The sequence below is a fragment of the Mycobacterium heckeshornense genome (genome assembly GCF_016592155.1).
In the GTDB taxonomy this organism is placed as follows: domain Bacteria; phylum Actinomycetota; class Actinomycetes; order Mycobacteriales; family Mycobacteriaceae; genus Mycobacterium; species Mycobacterium heckeshornense.
Genome location: NZ_AP024237.1, coordinates 376,646 through 393,051, shown reverse-complemented (window position 1 = coordinate 393,051; position 16,406 = coordinate 376,646). Strand labels below are relative to the sequence as shown.

Annotated in this window: 15 protein-coding genes; 4 read left to right on the top strand and 11 right to left on the bottom strand. The window is 69.2% G+C overall.

Going from position 1 to position 16,406, the window contains the following annotated elements:
* Nucleotides 1-49: 49 nt before the first annotated feature.
* Nucleotides 50-1,666 (top strand): adenylate/guanylate cyclase domain-containing protein, encoded by a 1,617-nt coding sequence (locus MHEC_RS01720; protein WP_235434794.1) that lies wholly within the window; start codon nt 50-52, stop codon nt 1,664-1,666.
* Here the strand turns inward: MHEC_RS01720 and topA are convergent.
* From topA to MHEC_RS01705, 3 genes are all read right to left on the bottom strand, one after another.
* Nucleotides 1,663-4,440 (bottom strand): type I DNA topoisomerase, encoded by a 2,778-nt coding sequence (gene topA, locus MHEC_RS01715; protein WP_071700308.1) that lies wholly within the window; start codon nt 4,438-4,440, stop codon nt 1,663-1,665. The genes MHEC_RS01720 and topA overlap by 4 nt on opposite strands.
* 156 nt (nt 4,441-4,596) lie before the next feature.
* Nucleotides 4,597-5,175 carry a hypothetical protein gene (locus MHEC_RS01710; RefSeq protein WP_048891492.1) on the bottom strand — a complete coding sequence of 193 codons (579 nt, stop codon included), beginning with the start codon at nt 5,173-5,175 and terminating at the stop codon, nt 4,597-4,599.
* A 112-nt stretch (nt 5,176-5,287) separates the two neighbouring features.
* A complete protein-coding gene (locus MHEC_RS01705) occupies nt 5,288-5,491 on the bottom strand; it encodes a cold-shock protein (protein WP_003921638.1) in 204 nt (67 codons plus the stop codon).
* Between the two features lie 283 nt (nt 5,492-5,774).
* Here MHEC_RS01705 and MHEC_RS01700 point away from each other — a divergent pair, with 283 nt between their 5' ends.
* Both MHEC_RS01700 and MHEC_RS01695 read left to right on the top strand, forming a co-directional pair.
* A complete protein-coding gene (locus tag MHEC_RS01700) occupies nt 5,775-8,102 on the top strand; it encodes a DEAD/DEAH box helicase (protein ID WP_071700317.1) in 2,328 nt (775 codons plus the stop codon).
* Between the two features lie 273 nt (nt 8,103-8,375).
* The gene (locus MHEC_RS01695; RefSeq protein WP_071700310.1) at nt 8,376-9,410 is read left to right on the top strand and encodes a PAS domain-containing protein; all 1,035 of its coding nucleotides are present in this window, start codon (nt 8,376-8,378) and stop codon (nt 9,408-9,410) included.
* Between the two features lie 14 nt (nt 9,411-9,424).
* Here the strand turns inward: MHEC_RS01695 and MHEC_RS01690 are convergent, their stop codons facing one another.
* Genes MHEC_RS01690 through ssd form a run of 7 tightly spaced genes read right to left on the bottom strand, consistent with a single transcriptional unit; the run spans nt 9,425 to nt 13,909 of the window.
* Nucleotides 9,425-9,739 carry an Rv3654c family TadE-like protein gene (locus MHEC_RS01690; protein ID WP_099869454.1) on the bottom strand — a complete coding sequence of 105 codons (315 nt, stop codon included), beginning with the start codon at nt 9,737-9,739 and terminating at the stop codon, nt 9,425-9,427.
* 16 nt (nt 9,740-9,755) lie between these two features.
* The gene (locus MHEC_RS01685; protein ID WP_048891491.1) at nt 9,756-10,052 is read right to left on the bottom strand and encodes a TadE family type IV pilus minor pilin; all 297 of its coding nucleotides are present in this window, start codon (nt 10,050-10,052) and stop codon (nt 9,756-9,758) included.
* A gap of 23 nt (nt 10,053-10,075) precedes the next feature.
* Nucleotides 10,076-10,282 carry a DUF4244 domain-containing protein gene (locus tag MHEC_RS01680; protein WP_048891490.1) on the bottom strand — a complete coding sequence of 69 codons (207 nt, stop codon included), beginning with the start codon at nt 10,280-10,282 and terminating at the stop codon, nt 10,076-10,078.
* A gap of 36 nt (nt 10,283-10,318) precedes the next feature.
* Nucleotides 10,319-10,906 (bottom strand): type II secretion system F family protein, encoded by a 588-nt coding sequence (locus MHEC_RS01675; protein WP_200902180.1) that lies wholly within the window; start codon nt 10,904-10,906, stop codon nt 10,319-10,321.
* Entirely contained in the window at nt 10,903-11,697 is a 795-nt protein-coding gene (locus MHEC_RS01670; protein WP_048891489.1) for a type II secretion system F family protein, read from the bottom strand. Before MHEC_RS01670 ends, MHEC_RS01675 begins: the two co-directional genes overlap by 4 nt.
* Nucleotides 11,694-12,860 carry a TadA family conjugal transfer-associated ATPase gene (locus tag MHEC_RS01665; protein ID WP_048891488.1) on the bottom strand — a complete coding sequence of 389 codons (1,167 nt, stop codon included), beginning with the start codon at nt 12,858-12,860 and terminating at the stop codon, nt 11,694-11,696. The genes MHEC_RS01670 and MHEC_RS01665 overlap by 4 nt, the downstream gene beginning before the upstream one ends.
* Nucleotides 12,857-13,909, bottom strand: a complete 1,053-nt coding sequence (gene ssd, locus MHEC_RS01660) for a septum site-determining protein Ssd (RefSeq protein WP_048891518.1) — start codon at nt 13,907-13,909, stop codon at nt 12,857-12,859. Before ssd ends, MHEC_RS01665 begins: the two co-directional genes overlap by 4 nt.
* A gap of 470 nt (nt 13,910-14,379) precedes the next feature.
* Here ssd and MHEC_RS01655 point away from each other — a divergent pair, with 470 nt between their 5' ends.
* Nucleotides 14,380-15,237 carry an HAD-IB family hydrolase gene (locus MHEC_RS01655; protein ID WP_048891487.1) on the top strand — a complete coding sequence of 286 codons (858 nt, stop codon included), beginning with the start codon at nt 14,380-14,382 and terminating at the stop codon, nt 15,235-15,237.
* Between the two features lie 420 nt (nt 15,238-15,657).
* On the opposite strand, the gene MHEC_RS01650 is transcribed toward MHEC_RS01655, so the two are convergent.
* Nucleotides 15,658-16,404: an oxidoreductase gene (locus MHEC_RS01650; protein WP_071700312.1), complete on the bottom strand. Its 747-nt coding sequence runs from the start codon at nt 16,402-16,404 to the stop codon at nt 15,658-15,660.
* Nucleotides 16,405-16,406 lie beyond the last annotated feature (2 nt).

The following is a 16,406-nucleotide window of genomic DNA, read 5'->3' as shown; positions in this document are numbered from 1 at the left end:
TCACCGCCGACACCAGCCGCGGCTCAACCTGCTTTTTGGTTGCCGCTAAGTGCCGGCAGCCGGATACGGTGGGTCCGTGAACACCGCAGTGGCACTGAGCGGACGAACCAGCGCGTTCGTCCGCTGGCTGGTGCGCACGCCGTGGCCGGTGTTCTCGCTGAGCATATTTCAGGCCGACATCATCGGCGCGCTGCTGGTGCTCGGCTTCCTGCGCTACGGCCTGCCGCCCGAGGACCGCGTCGAGTTGCAGGATCTGCCTCGGACCAACCTGGCGCTCTTCGCGATCACGCTCGTCGTGCTCGTCGCGACCGGGTTCTCGGTGAGCGTGCGGCTGCTGGTGCCGGTCTTTCGCTGGCAGCGCCGCGACGGCCTGCTGGCCGACAGCGACCCGGCTGCCACCGAGCTCGCCCGCATCCGCGCGTTGCGGATGCCGTTCTACCGCGTGCTGATCAGCCTGTGCTACTGGTGCGTGGGCGGTGTGGTGTTCATCGTCGCCAGTTGGCGAAAAACCAGCCACCTAGGACCGGTGGTGGGCGTCGCCGTCGCCCTGGGCGCCGCCGCGACCGCGATCATCGGCTACCTGCAGGCCGAACGGGTCCTGCGCCCGGTGGCGGTGGCCGCCCTGCGCGGTGGTGTGCCCGAGAATGTGCGGGCACCCGGTGTCATCCTGCGGCAATTGCTGACCTGGGCGCTGTCGACCGGGGTGCCGCTGCTGGCCATCGTGCTCGCCGTGATGGCCGACAAGGCGGCGTTCCTGCACGGGCCACCCGAAAAGCTGCTCAACCCGATCCTGCTGATGGCACTGCTGGCATTGGTCATCGGGCTGGCCAGCACACTGCTGGTGGCCATGTCGATCGCCGACCCGCTGCGCCAGCTGCGCTGGGCGCTCGGCGAGGTGCAGCGCGGAAACTACAACGCGCACATGCAGATCTACGACGCCAGCGAACTTGGCCTGCTACAGGCCGGTTTCAACGACATGGTGCGCGACCTGGCCGAGCGGCAACGGCTGCGCGACCTCTTCGGCCGCTATGTCGGCGAAGACGTCGCCCGCCGCGCCCTGGAGCGCGGCACCGAACTGGGCGGGCAGGAACGCGACGTCGCCGTGCTGTTCGTCGACATGGTCGGCTCTACCCAGCTGGCGGCGACCCGTCCGCCCGCCGAGGTCGTGAACCTGCTCAACGAATTCTTCCGGGTGATCGTGGAAACCGTTGGCCGCCATGGCGGTTTCGTCAACAAATTCCAGGGCGATGCCGCGCTGGCGATCTTCGGCGCGCCTATCGAGCACCCCGACGCTTCCGGTGGCGCGCTGGCGGCAGCGCGCGAACTGCACGACGCGCTGCTGCCGGTGCTGGGTTCGCTGGAGTTCGGGATCGGGGTCTCGGCCGGCCGCGCGATCGCCGGCCACATCGGCGCGCAGGCCCGCTTCGAATACACTGTGATCGGCGACCCGGTCAACGAGGCCGCCCGGCTCACCGAGCTGGCCAAGCTCGAAGAGGGCCACGTGCTGGCTTCCGCGGTCGCGGTCAGCGGCGCGATCGACGCCGAAGCGTTGTGCTGGGAGGTCGGCGAAGTCGTTGAACTGCGCGGGCGAACCGCCCCCACCCAGCTGGCCAGACCGCTGAACCTGGCTGCGCCCGAACAGGTTTCCAGCGAGGTGAGTAGCTAGGCCCGCTTCTTCGCCGCCGCCTTGCGGGTTGTCTTTCTGGCCGTCCGCTTGGCCGGCCCGCGGGCCCGGCGGTCGGCTAGCAATTCGGCGGCGCGCTCGTCGGTGATGGACAACACGTCGTCGCCCTTGCGCAGACTGGCGTTGGTCTCCCCGTCGGTGACATAGGGTCCGAACCGGCCGTCCTTGACCAGCATCTGCCTGCCCGAGGCCGGGTCGATTCCCAGTTCACGCAGCGGCGGCGCCGAGGCGCCTTGGCGGCCACGGCGTTTGGGCTCCGCGTAGATTTTCAAAGCTTCGTCCAACGTGATCGTGAAAATCTGGTCTTCACTCGCAAGCGATCGAGAATCGTTGCCCCGCTTGAGGTATGGCCCGTAGCGGCCGTTCTGTGCGGTGATCTCCTCACCCGTCTCGGGGTCGACACCGACGACGCGGGGCAGCGACAGCAGTTTCAGTGCGTCATCGAGGGTGACGGTCTGCAGATCCATGCTGCGCAGCAACGACGCGGTACGGGGTTTGGGACCACCGGGTTTTCTGCCCTTCTTGGCGGTAACGCCGTCACCGTCGGGCTCCTCGGGCAGAATCTCGGTGACATAGGGCCCGTATCGGCCGTCTTTGGCCACGATCTGGTAGCCGGTCTCGGGATCGTTCCCCAGCACACGACCCTCCTGGGGGGTGGCGAAAAGCTCCTCGGCCACCTCCAATGTCAGCTCGTCGGGCGCCAGGGTGTCGTTAAGGTTGGCCCGCTGAGGCGTCGGCTCGCCGTCGTCCCCGGCCACCATGCGTTCCAGATAGGGCCCGTTCTTGCCCACCCGCACATAGATGGGGCGTCCTTCGGCGTCGTCAAACAACTTGATGGAGTTGACTTCTCGCGCATCGATGCCTTCCAGGTTGACGCCGACCAGCTTCTTCAAGCCGCCCGAACGCGCCACCGAACCCGGTACACCATAGTCGCCGCCGAAGTAGAATTTGGAAAGCCAGTTCGTGCGGTGCTCATGGCCGGCGGCGATCTCGTCGAGACCGTCTTCCATCGCCGCCGTGAATTCGTAGTCGACGAGCCGGCCGAAATGCTGTTCCAAAAGCCCGGTGACCGCGAACGCCACCCACGACGGGACCAGGGCGCTGCCCTTCTTGTACACATAGCCGCGGTCCTGGATGGTCTTGATGATCGACGAATACGTCGACGGCCGCCCGATGCCCAGCTCTTCGAGCGCCCGGACCAGCGAGGCCTCCGTGTAGCGCGGCGGCGGGTTGGTGGAGTGCTGATCCGGGACCACTTCGGCGGCGTCGAGCCGCTGCCCCTCCCTCAGGTGCGGCAGGCGTCGCTCGGCGTCGTCGGCCTCACCGCCGGCCAGCTCGTCGACGGTTTCCACATAGGCCTTGAGAAACCCGGGGAAGGTGATGGTGCGCCCGCTCGCGGCGAACACCACCTGCCGGTCGCCGGACATACCGGTGATCCGCAGGCTCAGCGTGGTGCCGCGCGCGTCGGCCATCTGGGAGGCCACCGTGCGCTGCCAGATCAGCTCGTAGAGGCGAAAGTCGTCACCGTCGAGTTCGCGGCGCACCGCGTCGGGAGTGGCGAACGTCTCACCGGCCGGCCTGATCGCTTCGTGCGCCTCCTGGGCGTTCTTCACCTTGCGGGTGTACTGCCGCGGCGACGGCGACACGTACTCCTCGCCGTAGAGCTGGCGCGCTTGGGTGCGGGCGGCGTTGATCGCCGACTCCGACAGCGTGGTGGAGTCGGTGCGCATGTAGGTGATGTAGCCGTTCTCGTAGAGCCGCTGCGCGACGCTCATCGTCCGTTCCGCGGAGAACCGCAGCTTACGGCCGGCCTCCTGCTGCAGCGTCGAGGTCATGAACGGCGCGTACGGCCGCCGGGTGTAGGGCTTTTCCTCGGCGGACGCCACGGTCAGCCGCGCGCCACGCAATCCCTCGGCGATCGCGGTGGCACCGGCCTCGTCGAGCACGATGAGGCCGGAGACCTGCCGGTCCGCGCGCAGGCCGCCCAGCGCGTCGAAATCGCGCCCGGTGGCCACCCGCAGGCCGTCGACGCTGGTCAGCCGGGCCGTGAAGGTGGGTGGGCTCGCCTTGGGATCGGAGGCGCTGGCGTCCAGCTCGGCGACCACGTCCCAGTACTCGGCGCTGCGGAACGCCATCCGCTCACGTTCGCGCTGCACGATGATGCGGGTGGCCACCGACTGCACCCGGCCCGCCGAAAGCTTGGGCGCGACCTTCTTCCAGAGCACCGGGCTGACCTCGTAGCCGTATAGCCGGTCCAGGATGCGGCGGGTCTCTTGGGCGTCGACCAGGTCGTTGTCCAAATCGCGGGGATGCTCGGCGGCGGCGCGGATCGCCGGTTCGGTGATCTCGTGGAACACCATCCGTTTGACCGGTATGCGCGGCTTGAGCGTTTCCAGCAGGTGCCAGGCGATGGCCTCACCTTCGCGGTCGCCGTCGGTGGCCAGATACAGCTCGTCGGCGTCTTTGAGCCGGGCTTTGAGCTCGTTGACGGTGCTTTTCTTGTCGGGGCTGATGATGTAGAGCGGTTCGAAGTTGTGGTCGACGTCCACACCGAGCCGGGCCCACGGTTCAGACTTGTACTTGGCGGGCACGTCTGCGGCGTTTCGTGGCAGGTCGCGGATGTGACCCCGGGAGGACTCGACGATGTAGTCGGAGCCCAGGTAGCCGGCTAATTTGCGCGCTTTGGTCGGCGACTCCACGATGACGAGTCGCCGCGCGCTGCCATTTCTGCCGGTGCTGCGGCCGCCGTTAGCCAACTGTGCTTACGCTCCATCTCTGTCCTCGGTACCCCGGGAGCAGCCATCGGGCCGCTGTCCAAAGACCCTCGGTCAACCCTGTGGACAACTGACAATGTGGCACCCGCGGCCAGCCGACGCAAACCGACTCTCCGGGACCGGTGCGGTGGTTGGCGGCTAAACGCGAGGCCACTGCGACAACGCCTGCGGGTCGGCGGGCGGTTCCCCGACGTTTTCTACCAGGCGCGATAGCCGTCGTCGGCCGCTGATCCGCAACGCCGGCCGGCTGCCGCGGGTGCCGATGAGCGTGGGTGCGATCCCCACCCGCATCAGCGCCGAGGCCAGCGGTGAATGGGTGTCGGGCGCGTGCGGGTCGAGCCCGAGCAGGTAGCGGTCGGCGTCCGGGCATCCGGCCGCCAGCGTCCAGGCCCGCAGTTCCCGCGGGCCCGGCAGCCACTGCGGTGGCACGGTCTTGACCGCCCCGCGGGTCCACTCAGCGGCGACCGCCCGAAGCCGGGGATCGACGGCCGTGCGCACCAGCGGGGTGTCTTCGTCGGTGCGGGTGATCTCCGGCACCAAGCCGGCGTCGTCGATCATCGCTGCCAGCGCCGCGGCACGCCACGGCTGCTCAACCACGACCGATAGCCGCGCGCCGGCACCGACGATTACGATCTGCCCGGGCGCCGCCAGCACCCCGGTGAGGTCGGCGACCGCGGGCGGCACCGACTCCGCCGAGAAAAACGACAGCTGGCTCACGTCACCGACAGTAAGTCACGCCCGGCACCGATTCGCGCTGCGCAGGCATAACGAAAATCCCCGGCGGACCCGGTAACCGGGACCACGCGGGGATTTCGCCAGGAGCTTTCGCTCAGATGGAACGGACGTCGGTAGCCTGCGGCCCCTTGGGGCTTTGACCGACCTCGAACTCGACTCGCTGATTCTCCTCAAGCGTGCGGAAGCCCGTTCCCTGGATTTCCGTGTAGTGGACGAACACGTCGGCCGAACCGTCCTCGGGGGCGATGAAGCCGAATCCCTTCTCCGCGTTGAACCACTTCACAGTTCCCTGTGGCATTTTTCGATCTTTCCTTCTCTTCTGGGTGCGGTACACCGTGTTTCCGGTGCCCGGGCCTGCTGTGACCGCCATACCTCGCGGAGTCGCTCGGAACTTCACCCGACCTACACCCTCGCAGGAACCGCGGCCGCAACGAGAGATCCTGCGAAAGTTTGACACGAACACAGAAGCTGCGGCCGCCATAAGTCAATCACGTTCCCGGCTTGAGCGACAGCTTGTGGTGCTCAATTCGCCCAATCAGCTGGTGAACAATGCGGTTGATGGCCAGGGCGAGGAGGCACACGTGACATTCGGCAGCGAGTTGCTCGCCGCCGCGGTCGCCGCGGCCGGGCCGGGCGAGCATCCGTTGCGCCATGTCGCCGACCTGGCGCCGCAGGGCGGCCAGCCGCACAGCTGGCCTAGCTGGGCGCGACCGGAGGTGATTCGCGCGTTCACCGATTACGGCATCAGCTCACCGTGGTCGCACCAGTATCGCGCCGCGGAACTGGCCCACGCGGGCCGTCATGTGGTCGTCAGCACGGGCACCGCCTCAGGCAAATCGCTGGCCTACCAGCTGCCCATCCTCAACACGCTCGCGGCGGACCCACGCGCACGAGCGCTGTATCTGTCACCGACCAAAGCGCTCGGCCATGACCAGCTGCGCACCGCGCACGCGCTGACCGCGGCGACCCCGCTACTGGCCGACGTGGCGCCCACCGCCTACGACGGCGACAGCCCCGCCGAGGTGCGCCGCTTCGCGCGGGAGCGCTCTCGGTGGCTGTTTTCCAATCCGGACATGGTTCATCTGTCGATACTGCGCAACCATGCCCGCTGGGCGGTGTTTCTGCGCGGCCTGCGTTTCGTGGTGGTTGACGAATGCCACCACTACCGCGGCGTTTTCGGCTCTAACGTGGCGATGGTTTTGCGTCGCCTGCTGCGGCTGTGTGCTCGCTACACCGCTCATCGCGACCGGCGGCCGACGTTCATCTTCGCCAGTGCGACGACGGCTTCGCCGGGCGCGACGGCCACCGAGCTCATCGGCCAACCGGTCGAGGAGATCACCGACGACGGTTCCCCCCGGGGGGCGCGCACGGTTGCGCTGTGGGAACCCGCGTTGCGCCCCGAGGTGACCGGTGAGAACGGCGCCCCGGTACGCCGCTCCGCCGGTGCCGAGGCAGCACGGCTCATGGCGGATCTGGTCGCCCGGGGCGCGCGCACGCTGACATTTGTGCGTTCGCGGCGCGGTGCAGAACTGACCGCGCTGGCCGCCCGGTCCCGGCTGCACGACATCGCGCCGGAGTTGGCCGACAAGGTGGCGTCCTACCGGGCGGGTTATCTCGCCGAGGAGCGCAGCGCGCTGGAGCATGCCCTGGCCGACGGCCGGCTGCGCGGTCTGGCCACCACCAATGCCCTCGAGTTGGGCATCGACATCGCGGGTCTGGATGCCGTGGTGATCGCCGGCTTCCCGGGCACGGTGGCCTCGTTCTGGCAGCAGGCCGGACGCTCCGGGCGCCGCGGTGCGGGTGCCCTGATCGTGCTGATCGCCCGCGACGATCCGCTGGACACCTACCTGGTGCACCATCCGGCGGCGTTGCTGGACAAGCCCATCGAGCGGGTCGTGATCGATCCGGCCAACCCATATCTTCTCGGTCCACAATTGCTTTGTGCGGCAAGTGAATTGACACTCAGCGACGATGAAGTTCGGGCGTTGCGTGCTGAAGACGTGGCCAACAGGCTGGTCGACGACGGCCTGCTGCGGCGCCGCGACGGCAAGTACTTCCCCGCGCCGGGCCTGGACCCGCATGCCGCGGTCGACATCCGAGGGTCCACCGACGGCCAGGTCGTCATCGTGGAGGCGGACACCGGGCGGCTGTTGGGCACCGTCGGCGCCAGCCAAGCCCCGGCCGCTGTGCACCCCGGAGCGGTGTACCTGCACCAGGGTGAGAGTTACGTCGTGGATGCACTCGACGCCGAGGACGGCATGGCGTTCGTCCACGCCGAAGACCCCGGATATGCCACGTTCGCGCGGGAAGTCACCGACATCGCGGTCACCGGCGAAGGCGAGCGCATGGTTTTCGGGCCGGTGACGCTGGGCTTGGTCCCGGTGACCGTCACCAACCGGGTCATCGGTTATCTGCGCCGCCGGCTCGACGGTGAAGTGCTCGACTTCGTCGACCTCGACATGCCCGCACACACCCTGCCCACGACCGCAGTCATGTATACAATCACCCCAGAAGCCTTGCAGCGCAACGGCATCGACGGGCCGCGAATCCCGGGGGCACTGCATGCGGCCGAGCACGCGGCGATCGGGCTGCTGCCGCTGGTGGCCAGCTGCGACCGGGGCGACATCGGCGGGCTGTCGGCCGCGGTGGGCCCCGACCCGTTTGCCCGGCTGCCCAGTGTCTTCGTCTACGACGGCTATCCGGGCGGAGCCGGCTTCGCCGAACGCGGCTTTCGTCAGGCGAGCACCTGGCTGAGCGCGACGGCTGCGGCGATAGAGGCGTGCGAATGCCCGAGTGGCTGCCCGTCGTGTGTGCAGTCACCGAAATGCGGCAGCGGCAACCAGCCGCTGGACAAGGCGGGTGCGGTCGCCGTGCTGCGGTTGGTGGTCACCGCATTGACCGACGGATGACGACCGACCCCTCGACGGGCGACTTCCGTGGCATGGCGGTACCGCCGCCAAACGCTTGGCTGATCAGATGCGGACGTGCCGAATCGGCGACACGGCGCGACGAACGGTCGGACAACGCGATCCGTTCCCAACCCCGACGGCTTCGGGCGCAGCAGCAAAATACCCGCCCGGGGCAATGAACGCAACTCGTCGGCGAAAGCCGCCGCGCAGAAAACGAATGTAGACAAGCTCAATGTGGCCGATACCGATGTTGGCCGACGTAAAGTCGCTGCTATGGGCCATGACTGGCTGCTGGTGGAGACGCTGGGCAAAGAACCCGTCGTGGTGGCGCAGGGAACGCAGCCCCGCAACCTTGTGCCGATCACCGCCTTCTTGCGGCGCAACCCGCATCTCGCGGCCATCCGCATGGCGATTGCCGAGTCGATGCGAACCCGGGCGAGCCTGGTGGCCACCACACCCACGAGCGACCGGGTCGTCCGCACCGAACCGGTGGTGATGTCCGACGGTCGCATCCATGGTGTCCACGTCTGGTGCGGAGCGGCCGTTGACCGGCCACCCGAGCGAGCAGTCCCCGGCCCGCTGAAATGGGATCTGACCATCGGGGTGGCCACCGGCACCCGCGAGTCGCTGGCCAACAGCGGCAAAAATCCCGACGTCGAGCCCACCCACGGCAGATCGTTCGCCGACGACCTGCCCACGCGAGAGCTCAACCCCAGCGAAAGCAAAGTGCTCGCCCTGGCGATCAAGGCACAGCCCGGGCAAACCCTGTGCGGCACCTGGGACGTCACCGACTGGCGGGGCAACCCGATACGGGTGGGGTTCGTCGCGCGCAGCGCCATCGAGCCCGGGGCGGACGGCTGCGACCACCTGATCGCGCGGGCCATGAACTGGCGCGCCGAGCCCGAGTGCACGGCCGGCTCCGGCGACCGCCTGGCGCAACAGATCGTGCAGGGGCTCGCACAGCCGGGAGTGCATCGCGCCCTGTTCGATCTCAAAAACTGGTCGCTGCTCAAATGGCTCGACGAGCCGTGCCCCTTCTACGATTGGCGCAGCACCGCCCGCTCGCCGCGGGTGCATCCCGACGACGAACAGCTGATGGCTTCCATGACAACGGAATTCGCTCACGGTGCCACGGCGCGGGTATTGCGCCTGCCGGGTCATGACGGAACCTGGACGCCGCTGCATGTGACCGTCAACCGGATCGAAGTCGAAGACAAGACGTTCGCCGGACTGATCTCGCTGCGAGTGCCAACCGACAACGAGTTGGCCGAAGCGGGATTGTCTCCCTCCGGCAACCACACCGGCTGAGACCACCACGACGTTCACCTGGCCGTGCCGATGGGCCCCGCACGGGCCGCCGCCCTGGCCGACCCCCCTCCGGCCACCGCCGCCTCGACCGTGACGACGACATCGAGCCCCTGCAGCTCGCATTCGATGTCGCGGGCCCGCATCCGCCTGGCCACCAGCCCGGCCCGGGCGCAGGCCGCCTCGGCGCCGGCCGGCACGCGTGCGGCTGCAGCAAGCGCAGCCAGGTCGGCGGCCGCCTGTGCGCGGTGGCGGGCCACCACGACCGAGCCGAGGTACACCCCGGCCCCGGCGACGCACAGCAGGACGGCAATCATTGCCGCGGCCAGCACCGTGGCCGAACCGTCCTCACCGCGGCTCGGCCGCCGAAATCCCCTCGGCCCCGATGACCAACGCAGGCAACAAATGCGATCGTGCGGTGACGGTTGCGACGACGAGCTCGCCGTCTCGGCGCACCTGCACGTGCGCTGAGCGTGGCGCGATGCGCCGAGCCGTGTCGACCGCGCGCTCGTCGCCGCGCGCCGCCAGTCGAGCCGCCTCCCGCGCGGCGTCGACGCAACGCACCTGCATCGACATCGCCATGACACCGGCAACGCACACCACCAGCACCGCGACCAGTGCAGCGATCGCCAAGGCCGCCTCCACGGTGCTGGCGCCGGCATCGTCGGCTAGGTCTTGGTGTTGAGGGCCCGGGCGATGATGTTGGTCAACGCACTCACGATGGAATCGCCGGTAACGACCGTGTAGAGGATCGCCCCGAACGCCGCGGCCGCAATGGTCCCAATGGCGTACTCGACCGTGGACATGCCCGACTCGTCGACCACCAAAAGCGCCAGGCGCGCGTGCAATGCGCGAAATACGCTGCCCTTGTACATGTTTCTCTCCCTTCTCCACTCCGATGTGTCGACGCCTCACAGCACACCCGACCGCAGCACGTCGCCGGCAAGCCCAACCACCACCGGAACGATTCCCAGACAGACAAATGCCGGCAGAAAACACAGGCCCAACGGACTGGCAATCAGCACCGCGGCGCGCTCGGCGGTCGCCTCGGCGGCGTGCGCGGCGTCGTGACGGGATTGCGCGGCGAGTTCAGCGACCCCGTCGGCGAGGGCAGCACCCGAACTCGCCGATCGCCGCGCCAGCCGCAACAACGCTTGGGTGTGGTTGTCAAGTGCGCCCGACAGATCCGGCGGCGCCGACCAGGCGGCAGCCGGATCGGCGCCGAGCCTCAGCAGGTCGGCGGCCCGGCGAAGCAGGCAGGCCAACCGCGGGGGTGCCGATGCGGCGGTCGCGGCGGCCGCGGTCGGCACAGCCATGCCGGCCGCCAGGCAGACCGCGAACACGTCCAGGCTGGACGCGACCGCAAGCGGGTCCGCCGCGCGCGCGGTTGCCCGCCGCGGGCGATCCGCGCGGCACGACAACCCGGCCCGCGCCCGCACGACCGACGGACCGGCGGCGGCCAGCAGCGCCAGCGCCAACAACACCGCCGCGGCGCTCACGGCGCCACCCGATCGGTGATCCGGTCCGACCACAGCAGCCCGCCACACATCAGCACGGTTCCGGCCACCAGCAGCCAGCCGCCGGCATGGCCGTCCAGCAAGAACCGCAATGGTTGCGCCCCGATCAACTGGCCCAGCAGCACACCCAACACCGGCAGGCCCGCCAGTATCGCCGCGGTCGCGCGTGCTCCCGCCATCCGCGCTCTCACCTGTGCCGAAAACCGTTGTCGCTCAGCAATATCACGCTGCGCCGCGCGCATTAGCGTAGACATCGCCAGGCCGTGCTCGGCAGCTAGCTGCCAGCACACCGCGAGCCGATCCCAATGCGTCGGCATCGCCGAAGACTGGGCCGCGCCGCGCAGACCGGCGGCGACGTCGGCGCCGAGCCGCGCACGTGCGGCGACCGCGTGAAAGCGCTCGGCGACGGTGCCGCCGGTTTCGGCGGCAGCAACCGAGAATGCCTGTACCGGATGAGCGCCCGCGCGCAATTCGCCGACCAGGACATCGACCGCGGCTTCCAGCGACCGGCTCTCGTCCACACCGAGCCGGGCATGCCGGTGGCGACGGTAGCGCAGCACGACGGTGGCCCCGACCACGGCAGTGGCGAGAGCCGTTGTCGCTGGCAGCAACACAGCCGTCACCGCCGCGGCACATCCGGCGACCCACCAGGCGCGTCTTCGACATGACTGCCGACCCGGCCGGCTGCCCGACGCGAGTCGCCGCCGCGGCGACGACGGCAACACCGCAACCGCGAGCGAGAGCATCAACGCGGCCGCCGCTGGACCGGTCACGTCGACATCCTGGCGTCCAGCAGCCGGCGCAGATCGCCTGCAGCATCGGTCAGCCCGCGCATCGCGTGCCATGCCGTGACGACATCGACTCGCCCACAGTCGCTTTGGCGTAACACGGCGATCTCGGCAAGCCTGCGACGGCCGGCGCGGTCGCGGGCGACGTGCAACAGCACTTGGACCGCTGCGGCGAGCTGACTATGCAGCGCGGCCCGGTCGAGGCCGCCCAGGGCGGCCAACGCTTCCAGCCGGGCCGGGACTTCGCCGGGGCTGTTGGCGTGGACCGTGCCGGCGCCCCCGTCGTGGCCGGTGTTCAGCGCCGCCAGCAGATCCACCACCTCGCCGCCCCTGACCTCGCCGACCACGATGCGGTCCGGGCGCATGCGCAGGGCCTGCCGCACCAGTTGGCGCACCGTCACTTCGCCCACGCCTTCGACGTTGGCGCAGCGCGCTACCAGCTTGACCAGATGCGGATGCGGGGGTGCCAGCTCGGCGGCATCTTCGACGCAGACGATCCGCTCGCCGGGCGCCACCGCGCCCAGCATCGCTGCCAGCAGAGTCGTCTTCCCCGCGCCGGTGCCGCCCGACACCAGAAACGCCAGCCGGGCGGCGAGGATGTCGGCGAGCAGTTGGGCAGCCTGCGGCGCGATCGCGCCAGCCGCGGTCAACACCGCCAGATCCTGGGTGGCCGGGCGCAGTACCCGCAACGACAGGCAAGTGCCGCCGGCGGCGATGGGCGGCAGGACCGCGTGCAGCCGCACCGCGAACCGCCCGGCCCCCAAACCGGTCAGCTGGCCGTCCACCCAGGGTTGGGCGTCGTCGAGACGGCGGCCGGCGGCCAGCGCCAACCGCTGCGCCAGCCGCCGCACCGCCGCGTCATCGGCAAACCGGATTTCACTGCGCCGCAAGCCGTTTCCGTCGTCAACCCAGACCGCATCAGGAGCGGTGACCAGGACGTCGGTGGTACCCTCGGCGCACAGCAGCGGCTCGAGGATGCCGGCGCCGCTGAGCTCGGTCTGCAGCACCCGCAAGTTGGACAGCACTTCGGTATCGCCGAGCACCCCGCCGGATTCCGCCCGGATCGCGGCAGCCACCACATTCGGCCGCAGTGGCCCGGACTCGGCGGCGAGCCGCTCACGCACCCGGTCGATCAGGGAACCGCTCACGCTGCCCCGCTTTCTGACTCCGCCGGTCGGCTCGGTAGCACGGCGAGGACGCGGCGGGCCGCGCCCGCCAAGGCGGATCGCCGCGGCAACCGCAGCCCGCCATGTTCGAGTCGCTCCGCGATTCGCGGATCGGCTCTCATCGACGCCAACAACGGCACGGCGGCGACAGCAGCGATTTCCGCGGCGCGCAGCCCGCCCGGCGACGGACCGCGCACGACGAGACCCACGTTGGGATTGATCGTGCACAGCACCGGTGCGATCGTCGCGGTAGCCGCACATGCCCGCACATCGCATGGACTGACCAGCACAACCAGATCAGCTGACTGCAAAGCGGTTTCGCACGCATCGCTCAGCCGGCGCGCAACATCACAGACCACGGTGACCCCGCCGCGGCGCCCGGCGTCGACGACGGCCTCCACCGGCGCGGGTTCGAACTCGTGGCTGTTGCGGGCGGCTGAGAGGACGCTCACCCCGCGGTGTCGCGGCAGCGCCTCGCGCAGCGCCGACCAGTCGAGCCGCCCGCCCCGCACCGCGAGATCCGGCCAGCGCAATCCAGGCGCAGTTTCGCAACCCAGCACCAGGTCGATGCCACCACCCCAGGGGTCGAGATCGACCAACAGCGTGTCACCGGCGGCCTGCGCTAACGCGGCCGCAAACACCGATGCGCCGGCTCCGCCACGCCCGCCGATCACCGCAATCACCCCGCCGCGCAGCCGCTGGTCATACATCGACTCCGCGGCATCGGCGAGCTCACGGACGAGCTCGCGCTCTTGCGCGGGCAGCACCAGAACATGTTGGGCACCGACGGCAACGGCGGCCGCCCAGGTGGACGCGTCGGGTTCGGTGCCGCACACCACGACCACGTGGGAGCGCCGTGGCAGTGCCTGCTGCCCGCATCGGGCGGCCGCCGCCGCGTCGAGAACCACAGCGGCAGCGGCCGACCAGGTTTTCCGACTCGCTGCCGCCGAGTCGCTGGTGCGGACCACCCGCACCCCGACCGCGGCCGCCGCCCGGTCGAGCTCGTCGCGCAAAAGCGGTTCATCGAGCAGCGCCAACACCCCGACACTGCCGGTCGGGCCGATTCGGCTGCGGGTGGAGGCCACGTCCCCACCGTGCCGGGCCGCTGCGCTAAACCACCAGCCCTACCGCAGATTTTGTGGATAGCGGCCGGTCTGTGGACAACTCGGCCACGAGCTCACCACCGGCCGTGGGAAAGGTGATTCCGCAACGCTCACCAGAGCTTTCGAAAAGGGACGACCCCCGCCAGGGGGGGAGGAGGCGAGGGTCGTCGTGTATCAGCCCCGGGGGGTCGGGCTGATACACCTCGGCACAGGCCGAGTACTGGTTACTATACACGCGACAGTGCCCGCACGCGCAAGTGCTGCTTGCAACAGGAAGCAGGACACCTCGGTGATTGCGAATCCGAAATCATCGACGGGCACGCCGCCCCGACCCACCCTGAGCCGGTCTTTTATCCACAGCCTCACCCCGTGTGCGGGCATCGCCCTATGCTGAGCCGGTGACCGTCGCCAATTCGGCCGCGCCGCAGCAAACTTCGCCGCCGCCGCCCGCGCAACCCGACCGGCAACCCCGCACCGCCGCGTTTTTCGACCTCGACAAGACCATCATCGCCAAGTCCAGCACGCTGGCGTTCAGTAAACCCTTCTTCGACCAGGGGCTGATCAATCGGCGCACGGTGCTCAAGTCCAGTTACGCCCAGTTCCTCTACCTGCTGTCGGGTGCCGACCATGACCAGATGAACCGGATGCGCCTCCACCTGACCAACATGTGCAGCGGCTGGGATGTCGAGCAGGTCAAGTCGATCGTCAACGAGACCTTGCACGACATCGTCACTCCGCTGGTGTTCGCCGAAGCGGCCGATCTCATCGCGGGCCACAAGCTGTGCGGCCGCGATGTGGTGGTGGTGTCGGCCTCCGGCGAGGAGCTGGTGGCACCGATCGCCCGGGCGGTGGGCGCCACCCACGCGATGGCGACCAAGATGGTGGTCAAGGACGGCAAATACACCGGCGAGATCGCGTTCTACTGCTACGGCGAGGGCAAGGTCGAGGCGATCCGGCAGCTGGCCGCCCGGGAAGGGTACGAGCTGGACCACTGCTACGCCTACTCCGACTCGATCACCGACTTGCCGATGCTGGAGGCGGTTGGCCATCCGAGTGTGGTCAACCCCGATCGAGCGCTGCGCAAGGTCGCAAGCGCCAGGGGCTGGCCGGTGCTGATGTTTTCCCGGCCGGTGTCGTTGCGAGACCGCATTCCGGCGCCGTCGAGCGCAGCGGTCGCCACGACGGCCGCGCTGGGTGTCAGTGCGCTGGCCGCGGGAGCCCTCACCTATTCGCTGCTGCGCCGCTTCGCGTTCTGACCGTCAGCAAACATCGGCCGGACCGCTTGAGGCCCTCGCGCCACATTTAAGTCTTGATGTGATTGGGGTCACGTAGTACAAAGGAGTCACGGAAGCCCGGTGAGGCCAAGGTCGATTCGGAAGAGAAGAATCGGTCTCCCGATCCGGGCGGCCCAGCACGGATACCGGCACCCACGCGGAGCTACAGCCGCGATAATGGCAGAAGTGTTGCGGGCCTGCGTAATTGCGAAGATCGGACGGTTTCGACGGCCCTTTGGGTGGGGTCGCAGCCGGACACTTCGCAAGATCGCCGAGGCCAACCCACGCAACCCGAAGTTGCACGCTTGGTAACCGAGTTCCGTGCTAGCGGGCGGCGCGCCGAGACCATTCGGATCGCCGCCCGCTTCACATGTGTGTAGGGCTTATTCCCGATCGGCTCGGCTAACCACGCGCCACGGCGTCGGCGATCGACACCGCCTCGCGCGCACCGGCCTGCAACGCGCGGCAGCACAACAGCACCCAGGCCCTGACGCCTTCCGCCGTGCCGGTCGCGAAGCCGTTGGCGGCGTCGCGATAGTCGGCGCCGCGGCGCATCCAATACACCTCGGGCACACCCAGCCCATGCGGGTCCAATCCGGTGGCAACTGTCACCAGCCGCGACACCGCCCTGGCGACCACACCGTCGGCGCTGCCGAACGGGCCCAGCGTCAACAGCTCGCCGTGCGCGACCGCCGCCACCACCGGCGCCGGGGCCCGGGTGCCGCCGCTGACCAGATCCGCGAGCAGCTCAAGACGCGGCGCGACGTCGGCGTCCACCCGGGGCCGGCCCAGCTGGTCCGCGTCGACCTGACCGGCGGCCGCGAGCATGTGCAGCCGGGCCAGCGCCTGCATCGGCGCCCGCTGCCACACCCCGACCAGGCTGGTCTGTCCACCTTCCAGGGCCTGCGCCACTCGCAGCGCGCCGGCGAATATCGGGTCGCCGGCCGCGGAGACGTCCAGCCTGAGCACGCCGCCATCGAGCACGGCCGAGGCCCGCGCCGCCCGCAACGCCGCCTCGGCCGCGGTCACCGGCCAGTCCCGCAGGTTGGCCGGGTGCCGGTGCGCCCGGCCCAGCGCGTCACGCGCCTGCTCGCAGGCCATGGCCACGCCGGACAGCTCCAGCAGCGGAGCCAGCGGGTCATTGGTCACAG

What these genes read in the sequence shown, in the direction of transcription:
- MHEC_RS01705 (WP_003921638.1), bottom strand. Translation starts at nt 5,491, where the DNA reads ATGCCACAGGGAACTGTGAAGTGGTTCAACGCGGAGAAGGGATTCGGC.
- MHEC_RS01695 (WP_071700310.1), top strand. Translation starts at nt 8,376, where the DNA reads ATGGGCCATGACTGGCTGCTGGTGGAGACGCTGGGCAAAGAACCCGTC.
- MHEC_RS01680 (WP_048891490.1), bottom strand. Translation starts at nt 10,282, where the DNA reads ATGTACAAGGGCAGCGTATTTCGCGCATTGCACGCGCGCCTGGCGCTT.